This is a genomic window from Cyanobium sp. ATX 6A2 (genome assembly GCF_024346355.1).
Classification (GTDB): Bacteria; Cyanobacteriota; Cyanobacteriia; order PCC-6307; family Cyanobiaceae; genus NIES-981.
On the sequence record NZ_JAGQCU010000008.1, the window covers coordinates 52,493 to 65,849 of the forward strand.

Genomic DNA, 13,357 nt, shown 5'->3' on the forward strand with positions numbered 1-13,357 from the left:
TGTTGCTAGCGCTGCGGGAGCACTGCACCAAGGCGATCGATGGGGCTTGCAACACCGGCCTGGGTGGCCGACGCGGTGGTGGCTCAGGTGTTCCCCGACCGCTTTCGCCGCAGCGGCCGGGTAGCGGCCCAGCGGGATCTGGAGCTGCTGAGCTGGGGCAGCCCGCCTGAGCAACGGGGCTTTCAGGGGGGCGACCTGCTGGGCGTGATCGAGGGTCTCGACCGCCTCCAGGCCCTGGGTATCACCGCCCTGTCGCTGAACCCGGTGTTCGCCTCGGCGGCCTACCACCGGTACCACACCTTCGAGTATTTCCAGGTGGATCCGCTGCTGGGCGGCAACGGCGCCCTGGCGGCCCTGATCGAGGCCGTGCACGCCCGCGGCATGCGCCTGATCCTCGATGGCGTGTTCAACCACTGCGGGCGGGGCTTCTGGGCCTTCCACCACCTGCTGGAGAACGGCGAGGCCTCCCCCTACCGGCACTGGTTCCACGTGGAGCGCTGGCCCCTCAACCCCTTTCCGGGGCCGGGCGAGGACTGCGGCTACCACTGCTGGTGGAACGATCCGGCCCTGCCCCGGTTCAACCACGCCCACCCGGGGGTGCGGCGCTACCTGCTGGCGGTGGCCCGCCACTGGCTGGCGGCCGGCATCGACGGCTGGCGGCTGGATGTGGCCGATGAGGTGCCGGTGGACTTCTGGCGGGAGTTCCGGGAGGTGGTGCGGGCCGAGCGGCCCGACGCCTGGATCGTGGGCGAGATCTGGCGCGACGGCCGCCCCTGGCTGGCCAGTCCGCCGCTGTTCGACGGGGTGATGAACTACCCGCTGGCCTGGCCGGTGCTGGGCTACTTCGGGGCCGCCAGCCTGCGCAGCGACCTGGTGCTGCCAGCCCTCAACAGCGCTCCCTACCAGCCCCTCGAGCGGGCCGCCTTCGAGAGGCAGGTGGAGACGGTGCTGGGCTGGTATCCCGCCGCCACCCGGCGGGCCCAGCTCAACCTGCTCGACGGCCACGACACCCCCCGAGCCCTGCACGTGCTGAAGGGGGACACGGACGCGCTGCGGCTCTGCCTGCTGTTCCTGTTCCTGCTGCCCGGAGCCCCCTGCCTCTATTACGGCACCGAGCTGGAGCTGGCGGGCGGGCCGGAGCCGCTCTGCCGCGAGGCCTACCCCTGGGAGCGCAACCCCGGCCCCCTGGCGGAGTGGATCGCGGGGCTGAGCGCCCTGCGCCGGGAGCAGCCGGCGCTGCGCTCCAGCGAGCTGCGCTTCCTGCCCAGCCCCCACAACGACCTGGTGCTGCTGGAGCGGGGTGCCGGGGCCGGGCGGCTGTGGGTGGCGATCAACCGCGGCGACGAGACGCTGGCCGTGGCGGCGCCGGCCGGGGCCGGCCACCGGCTGTGGCCCCAGACGCCAGACAGCGCGGCTGGGGACGGCGAGCGCAGCCACGACGGGGAGCCGCGCGTCGCGAGGGTTCCGGGGCGGTCGGCCCTGATCCTGGCCCTGGAGCCGGACCGCGACGCGGCGAGCGCGGCCGCCGACACCGCCGCCGGCCCCTAAGTTGCCGCCGGCACCACCGCCGCCCCCGGCCCACCACCATGACCCTGGCCCCTGAGGACACCCTGGCCCCCGACGACCTGCTCAGCGCCCTGCGCTGGCGCTACGCCACCAAGACCTTTGCGGCCGATCGCCCCATTGCCCCCGAGCTGTGGGCGGCCCTGGAGCAGACCCTGGTGCTCTCCCCGTCCTCCTACGGCCTGCAGCCCTGGAGGTTCCTGGTGATCGACGATCCGGCCCTGCGCGCCGAACTGCGGCCCCACTCCTGGAACCAGAGCCAGATCACCGACGCCTCCCACCTGGTGGTGTTCCTGGCCCAGCGGTCGATCACTGAGGCCGACCTGGAGCGGCTGATCAGCGCCACCAGCGACACCCGCGGTGTGGCGCCCGAGCAGCTGGCCGGCTACCGGGAGCTGATGGCCAAGGATCTCGTGCACGGCCCCCGCAGCGCCACGATCGCCACCTGGGCCAGCAACCAGCTGTACATCGCCCTGGGCACCTTCATGACGGCGGCGGCCCTGCTGGGGGTGGACACCTGCCCGATCGAAGGCTTCTCCCCGCCCGACTACGACCGCATCCTGGGGCTCGAAACCTCGCCCTACCGCAGTGCGGTGGTGTGCGCCGCCGGCTACCGCAGCGCCGAGGACAAGTACGCCACCCTGGCCAAGGTGCGCTACCCGGCCAGCGAACTCATCGAGCACCGCTGATTCCTCAGGCTGATCCTTCAGGCCAGCGGCAGCGAGAAGCGCATCGAAAGATCCAGCCAGGGGGCCCGGGTGACCGGGGCGCTGGTGGAGATCAGATCCACCCCGCTGGCGGCGCAGGCGCGCAGCTCCTGAGGGTCCACGCCGGAGGCCTCCAGCACCACCGGGGCGCCGGCGGCCAGCTCCCGCAGCCGCGGCACCAGCTCGACCAGCTGGCCGGGACTGAAGCCATCCAGCAGCACGCCATCAGCCCCGGCCCGCACCGCCGCCAGGGCCTCGGCCTCGGTTTCGGCCTCCACGATCACCCGCGCCGGCCAGGGGGCCTGGGCCCGCACCGCCGCCAGCGCCGGGGCCACCCCGCCGGACCAGGACAGGTGGTTCTCCTTGAGCATGGCGGCGTCATCGAGGCCGAGGCGGTGGTTGAGGCCGCCGCCGCAGCGCACCGCGTACTTCTCCAGCACCCGCAGACCCGGCGTGGTCTTGCGGGTGTCGGCCAGGGCCACCCCCGTGCCCTCCAGCTGCGCCACCAGGGCCGCGGTGGCGGTGGCGATGCCACTCAGGCGCATGGCCAGGTTGAGGGCGGTGCGCTCAGCGGCCACCAGGGCGCTGGCCTCACCCCACAGCTCCAGCACCCGCTGATCGGGCCGCAGCAGCTCGCCGTCGGCCACCAGCAGCCGCACCTCCACGGCCGGATCGAGCAGGGCGAACAGCGGCGCGGCGAGCACGCCACCGCAGAACACCCCGGCCTGCCGGGCGATCCACTGGGCCGCACCACGGCGGCCAGCCAGGGCCGGGGCGCTGAGGTCGCCGCGGCCGATGTCTTCGTTGAGCCAGGCCCGCAGCTGCTGCTCCAGCGCGGGCGTGAAGGGCAACTGGGGGTGCGCCGGGGTCGCGGGCGTCACAGCCAGTAGCCCAAGGGGAGATCCGTGTCGCTCTGGGCCGGCCAGGCACCAAAACCGGCCAGGGTTTCGGAGATCAGCTCCCCCAGGCTGCGGGGCCGCTGCAGCTCCTGGCGAGCCGCCCACTCCGCCTCCTGCACCGTTGCCTCCGGCAGGGCGAGGGCGGCCAGCAGCCGCCGGTAGGCACTCTTTTCGGCCGGGTTCACCGCAGCGTCATCCTGGGGACGCTGGTTGGCACCCATCATCAGCACCGCCAGCTTCACGGCCTGCTGGCGCCCATCGGCCCCCTCCAAGTCGGCCACCAGTTGCTCCACGTCCACCGGCTGGAGGTTCTCCGCCGCCAGGCTGGAAACGGCCAGGGCCGGATCCTCGGCCGTGTTGAGCGGCGCCAGGGTGCGGGCCACAACCTGCTGCAGCAGGGTGCGCTCCTCCTCGGCGAAATCGCCATCAGCCCAGGCCACCCAGCAGACGATGCGCAGCAGGGCCCGCTGGGACGGCTTGAGGCTGGCGAGGGGAGTGCTGGGGGTGGGGTCGCTGGGCATTGGAATGGGACGGAGCGCCCCTGCGTCAGGCCCCCATTGTGGGCGCACCTGAATGCGAGCCTGGGGCCCTGCCATCGGCTCTGGTCATGCCCCAACCGCGCTGGTGGACCCCGGGCGACCTGGATGGCTTTCTGGGGCTGGGACTCAACAACCTGATCCAGATCCTGCTGGTGATGGGTCTCTGCCGCGGCGTGCTCGGCTACCCCGACAGCCTGGTGTTCGGCACGATCCTGCCGGCCCTGGGCGTGAGCCTGGTGGTGGGCAACGGGGCCTATGCCCGCCAGGCCTTTGCCCTGGCCCGGCAGGAGGGGCGCGACGACCGCACCGCCCTGCCCTACGGCATCAACACGGTGAGCCTGTTCGCCTTCGTGTTTCTGGTGATGCTGCCGGTGAAGCTCACCGCCCTGGGCCAGGGCCTGGGCGAGGCCGAGGCGGTGACCCTCTCCTGGCAGGCGGGGCTGATCGCCTGTCTGGGCTCGGGCCTGATCGAGACGGCCGGAGCCTTCATGGCCGAACCGCTGCGGCGCTGGCTGCCCCGGGCGGCCCTGCTCTCCACCCTGGCCGGGATTGCCCTGGGCTACATCGCCCTGGGCTTCCTGCTGCGCACCTACGCCCAGCCCGTGGTGGGTCTGGCGGTGCTGGCGGTGATCCTGGTGGGCTACTACGCGCCGGTGCGCTGGCCGCTGCCGGCCGGCCTGGTGGCGGTGCTGCTGGGCGTTGTGCTGGCCTGGGCCACCGGCCTCACAAGCCTGGATCCGGAGCAATGGCAGACCAACACTGCCCTGATCGGCCTACGGCTGCCCCAACTGCGGCTGGGGCAGCTCTGGCAGGCCCGGGGCCAGCTGCTGCCCTGGCTGGGGGTGATCGTGCCGATGGGCCTGTTCAACGTGATCGGCTCCCTCCAGAACCTGGAGAGCGCCGAGGTGGCGGGGGATCGCTATCCCGTGCGCAGCTCGATGCTGATCAACGGCATCGGCACCCTGGCCGCCGCCAGCCTGGGCTCCTGCTTCCCCACCACCATCTACATCGGCCATCCCGGCTGCAAGGCGATGGGGGCCCGGATCGGCTACTCCTGGCTCAACGGCCTGGTGATGGGGGCGGCCTGCCTGCTGGGGCTGTTCGGGGTGATCGGCCAGCTGGTGCCGATCGAAGCCGGCATGGCGATCGTGCTCTACATCGGCCTGGTGATCGCCGCCCAGGCCTTCCAGGCCACCCCCCGCCGCCACGCCCCGGCGGTGGCGCTGGGGATGCTGCCGGGGCTGGCGGGCTGGGGGGCGCTGATGCTCAAGGCGGGGCTGCGGGCCGGCGGCAGTGGCACCGCCGCCAATCCATTCGGGCCGGCGCTGCTGCAGCCCCTGGCCCAGGCCGACGTGTGGGCCGCCGGGGCCTTTGCCCTCGAGCAGGGGCAGATCGTGGCGGCAATGCTGCTGGCCAGCATGCTCGTATATCTGATTGAGGCCCGGCTGCTGGCGGCTGCGGCCTGCGCCGGCATCGCCGCCGTGCTGGCCTGGTTCGGCGTGATCCACGCCTGGCAGTTCACCAGCGCCGACACCGTGGTGCACCTGGGCTGGGGCGTGGGTGGGCCCTGGGCCCTGGGCTACGGGGCGATGGCCTTGGTGTTCCTGGCGGCCCGGGGCAGCCTCCGCCGCCAGAGCTGAGCCTGCTGCCTGCCCAGGGTGCTATTTGCCGATGCAGAAGCGGGCGAACACCCGATCCAGCACCGCCTCGCTCACCTCCTCGCCGGTGATCTCACCCAGAGCCCGCACCGCGGCGCGCAGATCGATCGTCCAGAAGTCCCAGGGCAGCTGCTGGGCGGCGGCCTCGAGACTGCGCCCGAGGGCCTCGGCGGCAGCAGCGGCCAACTGGCGCTGACGGGCGTTGAGGGCCACCTGCAGGCCCTCGACCGGGCCAGCGCCACAGCGGCGCAGCAGTTCGGCCACCAGCACCTCCCGGCCGTCGCCGGTGAGGGCGCTGAAGCGCACATCGGCGGGGCTGCCGGCCGCCTCACCCGGCCCCACCAGTCCCGCCGGCAGGCCGGCGGCGTCGGCCTTGTTGCCCGCCACCAGCAGCACCGCAGCGGCCGGCACCAAAGCCCGCAGGGCCGCGTCCTCGGCGGTCCAGCCCATGCTCAGATCGAACAGCAGCAGCACCGCATCGGCGGCGGCCAGGGCCTCGCGGCTGCGGGCGATGCCGAGCTGCTCCACCCGGTCGCCGGTGGAGCGGATGCCGGCGGTGTCCAGCAGGGTGAGGGGCACCCCTTCGAGCACCAGCTCGCTCTCCAGCAGGTCGCGGGTGGTGCCGGGCAGATCGGTCACGATTGCCCGTTCGCGCCGGCTGAGCAGGTTGAGCAGGCTGCTCTTACCCACGTTGGGCCGGCCCACGATCGCCACCCGCAGCCCCTCGCGCAGCAACTCCCCCTGGCGCGCCTCCACCACCAGCCGCTCCAGCTCCCCGCGCACCGCCGCCAGCTCGGCCACCACGGCCTGGCCATCGAGGGGGGGCAGATCCTCCTCGAAATCCACCCGCGCCTCCAGCTCCGCCAGCTGATCGAGCAGGCGGTGGCGCAGGGCCGTGAGCCGACGCTGCAGGCCGCCATCGATGCCGGCCATGGCCAGCTGGGCGGCACGGCGGCTGCGGGCCGTGACCATCTCGCCGATCGCCTCGGCGCGGGTGAGATCAAGGCGGCCATTGAGAAAGGCCCGCTGGCTGAATTCCCCGGGCAGCGCAAGGCGGGCACCGGCCGCCAGCACCAGCTCGAGCACCCGCCGCACCGCCACCAGTCCGCCGTGGCCGTGCAGTTCCACCACGTCTTCGCGGGTGAAGCTGCGCGGTGCCTTCATCAGCAGCAGCAGCGCCTCGTCCACCCGCTCACCGCTAGCCGGATCGAGCACGTGGCCATAGAGCACCCGGTGGCTCTCCCACAGCTGGCCACCCGGGGCCTGAAACAGCCGCCGGCCGATCGCCTCCGCGTCGGGACCGGAGATTCTTACGATCGCGATGCTGCCCTCACCTGGTGCCACAGCCGTGGCGATGGCAGCGATGGTGTCCGTGGCGTTCATGCCCCCATTTCAGCCCCGCAGCTCACCCCTGCCCGCGCTGCTGCAGCGCCTGCTGGTGCGGGCACGCGGCCTCCTGGCCTGGCTGTGGGCCCAGGAGGGCAGCCACGGCCAGCGGGCCCGGGGTCTGGCGGCTGGCATCTTCTGCGGTTGCTTCCCGTTTTTCGGGCTGCAGACGCTGCTGGGGGTGGCCCTGGCCTCCTTGGTGCGCGGCAATCACCTGCTGGCGGCAGCCGGCACCTGGATCAGCAACCCGCTCACCTACGTGCCGCTCTATTGGTTCAACTACCGGCTGGGCAGCTGGCTGATCGGCCCGAGCAAGGACTGGCCGGGGATGGGAGCCCTGCGGGCCGAGAGCCTGAGCGAGCTGGGCTGGAGCGTGGCCAGCCGGCTGCTGATCGGATCCACCCTGATGGGTCTGGTGGCCAGCGCCGTCGGTGGCGGCTGCTTCTGGCTGTGGCTGGAGCGGCAGCAGGGCCGCCAGGGCAGCTGAACGCCGGTTGGCGCCAGGTTCAACGGCAACCCTCAGCCATCGGCATCAGGGATTGGCCAGACCGGGGAACACCATCAGGTCGATCTGGCCACCGGGGGGATGGCGCCATTCACGGAATTCGGCCGCCAGGGCCTGCTGTTCAGGTCCGAGGGCCTGGGTCTGCAGGGCCTGGAGCCGGTGGTGCACCAGGGCCAGGGTGTCGTCAATCAAGCGGGCCGCCTGGTCGGAGGTCATGGCTGCGCAAAGAAATCGATGGGCCCTGTGTAGACCGGTTGGCCCCGGGCCGCTGTCGTGGAAAGCACGGCCCGCCGGGCCTGTGTGGGCAGACCCTCACCCGGGCAGCCTCACCCGGGCGCCCTCAATCCAGCCGCACCCCTTGCAGCCAGGCGTGCAGCGGCTGCCAGTCGTCGCGCTGATCAATCGCCTCCCAGATCCGCTCGATCACCGCACGGATCGGCACGTCGGGCAGGTTCCAGCGCTGCAGGCTGGCGCTGATCCGGCTGGGCTCCTGCCGGCGGCTGCAGGCCCACCAGGCCTCACGCCAGGCCAGCCAGCGGTCGCGGGGGGGCTCGGGGGCCCCGCTCACAAAGGGCGCCAGGGCTTCGGGGTCGTCGGGCACACCGCCGGCGTGGACGGTGGCGGCCAGGGCCGAGAAGAAGCTGCCGTAGCCCACCGGCCAGGCGGCGAGCAGCTGCAGGGTGGCGGGCACCGGATCGGGCAGATGGGTTGCGGCGGCCGCCGTAGCGGGGTTGCTGGCGGCAGGCTCGGTGGGCAGCGTGGCGATCAGCCCCAGACGGCGCAGCAGCAGGGCCTGGTAGTGGGCGTTGTAGACGGGCGCGAAGCGCTCCAGCCGCGCCTCCAGCTCAGCCCGGGGCAGCAGCATCGCCAGGGGCTCCTGCAGCAGGCGCAGGTTGTGATGGGTGATCGCCGGCTGCTGGCCGTAGGCGTAGAGGCCGCTGTGATCGAAATAGGCCGCCGTGAAGCGTGGATCCCACTGCTCCAGGAAGGCGAACGGGCCGTAGTCGAAGCTCTCGCCGGCCAGCGACATGTTGTCGGTGTTGAGCACCCCGTGGGTGAAGCCGGCCGCCATCCACGCGGCGGTGAGCCTGGCCACCCGCTCCACCAGCTCGCCGTAGAAGGCCAGCAGCTGGGGCTCGCTGTTGCCGGAGGCGGCCACCTCCGGGTAGTGGTGGGCCACCACGTGGCGCAGCAGGCGCTCCAGGCGATCGGGCTGACGCAGGTAACGCAGCCGCTCGCAGGTGCCGAAGCGCAGGTGGGTGCGGGCCAGGCGCACCATCACCGCGCTGCGGGTGGGGGAGGGCTCATCGCCGCGCCAGAGGTCTTCGCCGGTTTCGATCAGCGTCAGGGTGCGGCTGGTGGTGACCCCGAGGCGCTGCAGGGCCTCACTGGCGATGATCTCGCGCACGCCACCCTTGAGGGTGAGGCGGCCATCGCCGCCGCGACTCCAGGGAGTGGTGCCGCTGCCCTTGGTGCCGAGGTCCTGCAGCTGGCCGTGGCGATCGCGCAGCTGGCCGTAGAGAAAACCGCGGCCGTCACCGAGCTGGGGGTTGTAGTGACCGAACTGGTAGCCGTGGTAGCGCAGGGCCAGCAGTGGTGTGCGCGCCTCGAAGCGGCCGTAGGCGGCCTCCACGTCGGCGTCACTGATGGCGCCTGGATCCACACCCAGCTGCCGCAGCAGCGCGTCGTTGCGGAAGCGCAGCTGGGTGCGGGGAAAGCGGGCCGCCTCCACCACATCCCAGTAGTCGGGACCCAGACCCTCCACGGCGGGCTCGAAGGGCAGGCCCAGCAGGGGGTTGGCGATGGCGGGGGTGCTGGTCATCACAGAAGGACGTGCCCACCGCTGCAGCCGCCTGGCACACCAGTGCAGCCGCATGACACGCCAGGATTCGGCGACCCTAAGGAGAGTGGCCGCCGGCTGGGGGTGCGGCTGCCGCGACGGAGCCGATGAGCTGGCGTCAGAGGCTTGTGGGGCCGCCCGCTCAGCTGGTGGGCCGCCTCCGGTCGGCCGGCACAGGCGCTCTCAACCCACGCCCGTGCGGGCGATGTCGAGCACGTCGGCCATCGAGCGGATCTGGTTGAGCGTCGCTGCCAGCTGGGTGGAGCTCTCCAGCTCCACGCGCAGGTCGATGCGGGCCGGTTTGCCGGGGGTGGTGCGCACCCGCGCATCGCTCACGTTGATGCGGTGATCGGAGAGGCGGGTGAGGATGTCCTTGAGCACGCCCACCCGATCGAGCACCTCGATGCGCAGCTGCACCGGGTAGCGGCGCGGTTGCTCCAGCGCCGGATTCCAGCGCACCGGCAGGCGGCGCTGGGCCGGCACCTGAGCCACATTGGCGCAGTCCTGGCGGTGGATGGTGATGCCATGGTTGCCCAGGGCCACGGCCCCCAGGATCGGCTCCCCGGGCAGGGGACTGCAGCAGCCGCCCAGGCGGTAGTCGAGCCCCTCCAGCCCCAGGATCGGGCTGTCGCTGCCATGCACCGCCGGCCGGGACGCGGCCAGCTCGCCCTGGGCTGAGACATTGCGGGCCAGCTCCGCGTTGCTGAGGGGCGTTGCCGCGGCCGAACTGGCCAGGCGCAGCTCCTCGCGCAGGCGGTTGAGCACCTGATGCAGGGTCACCCCACCGAAGCCGAGGGACGCCAGCAGATCGTCGGTGCCCACCAGGTTGCAGCGACGCGCCACCCGCTCCATCGCCTCGCCGTTGAGCAGGGCATCAAAGCCATCGCGGCCCAGCTCCCGCTCCAGCAGATCGGTGCCGCGCTGGATGTTCTCGTGGCGGTGGCTCTTCTTGTACCAGGAGCGGATCCGGTTGCGGGCCGTGGGGGTGGCCACGAAGTTCAGCCAGTCGAGGCTGGGGTGGGCGTTCTTGCTGGTGATCACCTCCACGAAATCGCCGTTCTGCAGCGGCGTGGCCAGGGGGCAGAGGCGGTCGTTGATGCGCACCCCCTGGCAGTGATTGCCCACCTCCGAGTGGATCCGATAGGCAAAATCCACAGCCGTGGAGCCCTTGCGCAGCCCCAGCACATCCCCTCTGGGGGTGAATACGAACACCTCCTCATCGAAGAGGTCTTCCTTGATCGAGCGCAGGAAGTCGCTGCTGTCCTCGCCGCCGTCGTCCTTCTGCCAGTCCACCAGCTGGCGCAACCAGTTGAAGCGCTCGGCATCGGCTCCGGAGGCGGCGGGTGAGCCGCCCTCCTTGTATTTCCAGTGGGCGGCGATGCCGTATTCGGCCACCTGGTGCATGTCGGCGGTGCGGATCTGCACCTCGATCGGGCGGTGGCGGCCGATCACCGCCGTGTGCAGCGACTGGTAGCCGTTGGGCTTGGGCAGGCCGATGTAGTCCTTGAAACGGCCGGGAATCGGCCGGAAGGTGTCGTGCACCACCGCCAGGGCCCGGTAGCAGCCCTCCAGGCCGGGGCAGATGATGCGCAGGGCCGCCACGTCGTAGATCTCGTGGAAGGCCTTCTGCTGGCGCTGCATCTTGCTCCAGATGCCGAAGAGGTGCTTGGGGCGGCCGCTCACCTCACAATCGGCCAGACCCATGCCCGCGAGCCGGTCGCGCAGCAGCTGCACCGTGACCCTCAGGCGCTCCTCCCGGTCGCTGCGCTTGCTGGCCACCTGCTGCTGCACGTCGCGGTAGGCCTCGGGCTCCAGGATCTTGAAGGCCAGATCCTCCAGCTCCCACTTGAAGCGGCCGATGCCCAGGCGGTTGGCCAGGGGGGCGTAGATCTCGCGGGTTTCGCGGGCGATGCGCTGCTGCTTCTCGCTCTTGAGGGCAGCGAGGGTGCGCATGTTGTGCAGCCGGTCGGCCAGCTTCACCAACACCACGCGGATGTCGCTGGCCATGGCCAGGAACATGCGCCGGAGATTTTCGGCCTGGGCTTCGGTCTTGTTGGTGAAGTGCAGACCACCGAGCTTGGTGACACCCTCCACCAGGGCCCGCACCTCCGCCCCGAAGTGCTCCTCGAGCTGCTCGGGGGTCACGTCGGTGTCCTCCACCACGTCGTGGAGGAAGCCGGCGGCGATCACCGCGGCGCTGGCGCCGATGTCGCGCAGCAGATCCGCCACGGCCACCGGATGGATGATGTAGGGCTCGCCGGTGGCCCGGTACTGGCCCTGGTGCAGCTGGAAGGCAAAGTCAAACGCCGAGGCCAGCAGGGCCTCGGCGTCGGTGGGACAGCACTGGCCGCTGCCGGGGGGCACATGCTCGATACAGCGCTGCAACCACTCGGGCAGCGGCACGCCGTAGTCGGCGGGGCTGTGGATCGGCCGCCGTCCCAGGCCAGGGCCGACGGCGGGGGATGGGGCAGAAGACCGCTGCGTGGCCAGCACGCTCTGCTCCGGGGCCAGGACCGCGGTGGAATCCGCCATCGGATTCAGATCGGTGGCCGCCCGGAGCATGGGGTCCTGCGGAGTGGCTTCATCGTATGCAGCCAGCGACACTCGGGGACGAATCCGCACAGGCCGTTGTTCATGTCCCAGTCCGATTCCCGCTGATGACCGAGCCCGTGCTCAGCCTGCGCCAGCTGCGGGTGACCTATCCCCAGTGTGAGCGGCCCACCCTCGACGGCCTTGATCTGTGCCTCAACCCCGGCGAGACCCTGGCCCTGGTGGGGCCCTCGGGCTGCGGCAAGAGCACGGTGGCGCGGGCGGCCCTGCAGCTGCTGCCGGAGGGCAGCGCCTGCAGCGGCGAGCTGCTGCTGGCGGGGCGCGATCCGCGCAGCCTGCGGCGACCGGCCCTGCGCCGCCTGCGCGGGGAGGCGGTGGGGCTGGTGTTCCAGGACCCGATGACACGGCTCAACCCGCTGCTCACCATCGGCGACCACCTGGCCGACACCCTGCGGGCCCATCGCCCCGGCTGGGGCCGCAGACAGCTGCGCCAGCGGGCCGAAGAGCTGCTGGGGCGGGTGGGGATCGGCGTGGACCGCTATGGCAGCTATCCCCACGAGTTCAGCGGTGGCATGCGCCAACGGCTGGCGATCGCCCTGGCCATGGCCCTCAATCCGCCGCTGGTGATCGCCGATGAGCCCACCACCAGCCTGGATGTGGCGGTGGCCGGCCAGGTGATGGCCGAGCTCACGGGCCTCTGCCGCGAAGCCGGCAGCGCCCTGCTGCTGATCAGCCACGACCTGGCCATGGCGGGGCGCTGGTGTGACCAGATCGCCGTGCTCGATGAGGGCCGGCTGATCGAGCGCGCCCCGGCCCGGCAGCTGCTCACCGCGCCGCGATCAGCCCTGGCCCGGCGGCTCGTGGCCAAGGCGCGGGAGCGCGAGGGCAGCGAGAGCCAGGCCCCGGCTGCGGCGCCGCTGCTGCTGGAGATCGAGGCACTGCGCTGCTGGCATCCGCTGCCGGGCCTGCCCTGGCAGCGCCAGTGGCTGAAGGCGGTGGATGGCGTCAGCCTCAACCTGCAGCAGGGCGAGACCATCGGCCTGGTGGGCGCCTCCGGCTGCGGCAAGAGCACCCTCTGCCGGGCGCTGATGGGGCTGGCGCCGGTGCGGGGCGGCGCCGTGCGCCTGGAGGGGGCAGACCTGCAGCAGCTGCGGGGCGGCAGCCTGCGCCGCGTCCGGCGCGGCATTCAGATGGTGTTCCAGGACCCGCTGGCCTGCCTCAACCCCCAGATGCGCGTGGGCGACGCGATCGCCGATCCGTTGCTGATCCATGGCCTGGCCAGCCGCAGCGCCGCCCGCGAGCGCGCCCGCCAGGGCATGGCGGCGGTGGGGTTGACGCCTCCGGAAGCATTTGAGAACCGCCTGCCGCGTCAGCTCTCCGGCGGCCAGCAGCAGCGGGTGGCGATCGCCCGCGCCCTGATCCTGGAGCCGAAGGTGCTGCTCTGCGACGAGAGCGTGAGCATGCTCGATGCCGAGGTGCAGGCGGACGTGCTGCAGCTGCTGCGCGATCTCCAGACCCGCCTGGGGCTGGGGATGCTGTTCGTGACCCACGACCTGGCGGTGGCCAGCGGCTTCTGCCACCGCGTGATCGTGCTCGACGGCGGCCGCATCGTGGAGGAGGGCCCCGGCGCTGCCCTGCTGCGCCGGCCCCAGGCGGCGATCACGCGGCAGCTGGTGGAGGCCTGCCCGCGGCTGCCGGCCCTGGCCTGAT

General features: G+C 71.9%; 11 protein-coding genes. 5 read left to right on the plus strand and 6 right to left on the minus strand.

All coding sequences use genetic code 11. The features are described from left to right. Positions 1-39 precede the first annotated feature (39 nt). Positions 40-1,548: a glycoside hydrolase family 13 protein gene (locus KBY96_RS09065; RefSeq protein WP_254979033.1), complete on the plus strand. Its 1,509-nt coding sequence runs from the start codon at positions 40-42 to the stop codon at positions 1,546-1,548. 38 nt (positions 1,549-1,586) lie between these two features. After that, a complete protein-coding gene (locus KBY96_RS09070; RefSeq protein ID WP_254979034.1) occupies positions 1,587-2,252 on the plus strand; it encodes an NAD(P)H-dependent oxidoreductase in 666 nt (221 codons plus the stop codon). A 17-nt stretch (positions 2,253-2,269) separates the two neighbouring features. On the opposite strand, the gene nadC is transcribed toward KBY96_RS09070, so the two are convergent. Both nadC and KBY96_RS09080 read right to left on the minus strand, forming a co-directional pair. Next, positions 2,270-3,121: a carboxylating nicotinate-nucleotide diphosphorylase gene (nadC, locus tag KBY96_RS09075; RefSeq protein WP_254979035.1), complete on the minus strand. Its 852-nt coding sequence runs from the start codon at positions 3,119-3,121 to the stop codon at positions 2,270-2,272. A gap of 26 nt (positions 3,122-3,147) precedes the next feature. Further along, positions 3,148-3,690: a TerB family tellurite resistance protein gene (locus KBY96_RS09080; RefSeq protein ID WP_254979036.1), complete on the minus strand. Its 543-nt coding sequence runs from the start codon at positions 3,688-3,690 to the stop codon at positions 3,148-3,150. Positions 3,691-3,776: 86 nt separating this feature from the next. Here KBY96_RS09080 and KBY96_RS09085 point away from each other — a divergent pair, with 86 nt between their 5' ends. Continuing rightward, the gene (locus KBY96_RS09085; RefSeq protein WP_254979037.1) at positions 3,777-5,348 is read left to right on the plus strand and encodes an NCS2 family permease; all 1,572 of its coding nucleotides are present in this window, start codon (positions 3,777-3,779) and stop codon (positions 5,346-5,348) included. Positions 5,349-5,369: 21 nt separating this feature from the next. Here the strand turns inward: KBY96_RS09085 and mnmE are convergent, their stop codons facing one another. Then, positions 5,370-6,749: a tRNA uridine-5-carboxymethylaminomethyl(34) synthesis GTPase MnmE gene (mnmE, locus tag KBY96_RS09090; protein WP_254979038.1), complete on the minus strand. Its 1,380-nt coding sequence runs from the start codon at positions 6,747-6,749 to the stop codon at positions 5,370-5,372. Between mnmE and KBY96_RS09095 the strand changes: the two genes are divergently transcribed. Then, positions 6,748-7,239, plus strand: a complete 492-nt coding sequence (locus tag KBY96_RS09095) for a DUF2062 domain-containing protein (RefSeq protein WP_254979039.1) — start codon at positions 6,748-6,750, stop codon at positions 7,237-7,239. The genes mnmE and KBY96_RS09095 overlap by 2 nt on opposite strands. A gap of 45 nt (positions 7,240-7,284) precedes the next feature. On the opposite strand, the gene KBY96_RS09100 is transcribed toward KBY96_RS09095, so the two are convergent. From KBY96_RS09100 to KBY96_RS09110, 3 genes are all read right to left on the minus strand, one after another. Beyond that, the gene (locus KBY96_RS09100) at positions 7,285-7,473 is read right to left on the minus strand and encodes a hypothetical protein (RefSeq protein ID WP_254979040.1); all 189 of its coding nucleotides are present in this window, start codon (positions 7,471-7,473) and stop codon (positions 7,285-7,287) included. A gap of 124 nt (positions 7,474-7,597) precedes the next feature. After that, complete coding sequence (locus KBY96_RS09105) at positions 7,598-9,079, minus strand: YdiU family protein (protein WP_254979041.1); 1,482 nt, start codon at positions 9,077-9,079, stop codon at positions 7,598-7,600. 201 nt (positions 9,080-9,280) lie between these two features. Beyond that, positions 9,281-11,629, minus strand: coding sequence for a bifunctional (p)ppGpp synthetase/guanosine-3',5'-bis(diphosphate) 3'-pyrophosphohydrolase (locus KBY96_RS09110; protein ID WP_254979042.1), 2,349 nt, complete (start codon positions 11,627-11,629; stop codon positions 9,281-9,283). 125 nt (positions 11,630-11,754) lie between these two features. Here KBY96_RS09110 and KBY96_RS09115 point away from each other — a divergent pair, with 125 nt between their 5' ends. Beyond that, the gene (locus KBY96_RS09115; RefSeq protein ID WP_254979043.1) at positions 11,755-13,356 is read left to right on the plus strand and encodes an ABC transporter ATP-binding protein; all 1,602 of its coding nucleotides are present in this window, start codon (positions 11,755-11,757) and stop codon (positions 13,354-13,356) included. Position 13,357: the final 1 nt, after the last annotated feature.

What these genes read in the sequence shown, in the direction of transcription:
- KBY96_RS09065 (WP_254979033.1), top strand. Translation starts at nt 40, where the DNA reads ATGGGGCTTGCAACACCGGCCTGGGTGGCCGACGCGGTGGTGGCTCAG.
- KBY96_RS09070 (WP_254979034.1), top strand. Translation starts at nt 1,587, where the DNA reads ATGACCCTGGCCCCTGAGGACACCCTGGCCCCCGACGACCTGCTCAGC.
- KBY96_RS09080 (WP_254979036.1), bottom strand. Translation starts at nt 3,690, where the DNA reads ATGCCCAGCGACCCCACCCCCAGCACTCCCCTCGCCAGCCTCAAGCCG.
- KBY96_RS09085 (WP_254979037.1), top strand. Translation starts at nt 3,777, where the DNA reads ATGCCCCAACCGCGCTGGTGGACCCCGGGCGACCTGGATGGCTTTCTG.
- KBY96_RS09095 (WP_254979039.1), top strand. Translation starts at nt 6,748, where the DNA reads ATGCCCCCATTTCAGCCCCGCAGCTCACCCCTGCCCGCGCTGCTGCAG.
- mnmE (WP_254979038.1), bottom strand. Translation starts at nt 6,749, where the DNA reads ATGAACGCCACGGACACCATCGCTGCCATCGCCACGGCTGTGGCACCA.
- KBY96_RS09100 (WP_254979040.1), bottom strand. Translation starts at nt 7,473, where the DNA reads ATGACCTCCGACCAGGCGGCCCGCTTGATTGACGACACCCTGGCCCTG.
- KBY96_RS09105 (WP_254979041.1), bottom strand. Translation starts at nt 9,079, where the DNA reads ATGACCAGCACCCCCGCCATCGCCAACCCCCTGCTGGGCCTGCCCTTC.
- KBY96_RS09110 (WP_254979042.1), bottom strand. Translation starts at nt 11,629, where the DNA reads ATGGCGGATTCCACCGCGGTCCTGGCCCCGGAGCAGAGCGTGCTGGCC.
- KBY96_RS09115 (WP_254979043.1), top strand. Translation starts at nt 11,755, where the DNA reads ATGACCGAGCCCGTGCTCAGCCTGCGCCAGCTGCGGGTGACCTATCCC.